At 58.8% G+C, this 969-nt stretch carries 1 protein-coding gene; it reads left to right on the top strand.

Annotated features, from left to right (window positions below; all coding sequences use genetic code 11):
• Positions 1-844: IS3 family transposase (locus ACR0NT_RS19530; protein ID WP_480443543.1), on the top strand; the 844-nt coding region annotated here is incomplete at its 5' end.
• Positions 845-969: the final 125 nt, after the last annotated feature.

Genomic DNA, 969 nt, shown 5'->3' with positions numbered 1-969 from the left:
AGCTCTGAAGCCTGGCCGTTTGCGCGAGATTGTCACCGGGATGTGCGTTGATTGGGGTGTGTCGATCCGGAAGGCTTGTGGGGCCATCTGCTTCGACACATCCACCTACCACTACAAGTCCCGGCGGACGGATCAGGCTGCCGTCGAACGGCGGATCAAAGAGATCGCAGAGACGCGTGTGCGCTATGGCTACAGGCGCGTCCACGTGCTTCTTAGACGGGAGGGTTGGGTGATCAACATGAAGAAGACACGCAGGATTTACAACGAGTTGGGCCTGCAGCTCAGGAACAAGCACCCCAAGCGCCGGGTGAAGGCAAAGCTCAGAGAAGACCGTCATGAAGCCGTCGGGCCTAACGATGTCTGGGCGATGGACTTCGTTCACGACCAGCTCGCCCTGGGTAGGAGGTTGCGCATCCTGACCGTCGTTGACACGCATTCCCGGCTCTGCCCTGCAGCCGATCCGCGCTTCACCTATCGGGGCGAAGATGTTGTGCAGACGCTCGAACGGGTCTGCGGGCAGATCGGCTACCCCAAGACGATCAGAGTCGATAACGGCAGCGAGTTCATCTCGCGGGACCTCGATCTCTGGGCCTACGCCAACGACGTTACCCTCGACATCTCACGGCCTGGAAAGCCCACGGACAATGGCTTCATTGAGGCGTTTAACAGCAAGCTCCGGGCGGAATGCCTGAACGCGCACTGGTTCATGAGCCTTGCAGATGCCCGCGAAAAGCTGGAGGATTGGCGTCGGCACTACAATGAGGACAGACCCCACAGCGCAATCGGATACAACGTCCCGATTGCCATGCATTATCCCGATGGCGTCACCAGCCCGTCATCGTGATAGAGCCGGAAAAATCTAGCTTCTGGCGGTCCAAGGTTGGGGCTCAAGGCAAGAGCCGGAAAAATCTAGCTTCTGGCGGTCCAAGGTTGGGGCTCAAGGCACTCAAACAGGTCAATGCATGCACG

The sequence above is a fragment of the Ruegeria sp. AB10 genome (assembly GCF_056542745.1).
Note: the sequence above shows the minus strand (reverse complement) of the source record. Positions and strands in the feature narration are given on the sequence as shown.